We start from the raw sequence: 330 nt of genomic DNA, 5'->3' as shown, positions 1-330 counted from the left end.
GTCTCCCTCCTCGGCGACCTCGTCCTGCTCCTGCCGCCCACCGAGCCCGCCCGCTCCGCCACCGCCGTCTACGCGTGGGTCGAGCCCGACGAGCGCGGGTTCACCGTGGCGGGGGCGGGGCACTGCCCGCCGATCTTGGTCAACGGGCAGGGCGCCGTGTTCGTGGAGACCTCGCTCTCCGCGCCCGTGGGCTTGGTCGCCTGGGGGGTGGCCCCGGGGTTCTTGTTCACGGCCGAGCGGGGCGACACCCTGCTGTTTTACACCGTGGGCCTGGCCCGCCGCTGCGGCCCGACCCAGCACGCCGGGCAGGCCAACCTGCGCCGGGCCGCC

General features: G+C 76.1%; 1 protein-coding gene. It reads left to right on the top strand.

What is annotated here, in order from left to right; translation table 11 throughout:
- The coding region (locus tag PUR71_RS14215) for a SpoIIE family protein phosphatase (RefSeq protein ID WP_329927335.1) at positions 1–330 on the top strand (330 nt) is incomplete at both ends.

The sequence above is a fragment of the Streptomyces sp. SP17BM10 genome (genome assembly GCF_036322405.1).
In the GTDB taxonomy this organism is placed as follows: domain Bacteria; phylum Actinomycetota; class Actinomycetes; order Streptomycetales; family Streptomycetaceae; genus Kitasatospora.
This window is presented reverse-complemented; position numbering and strand designations above follow the sequence as displayed.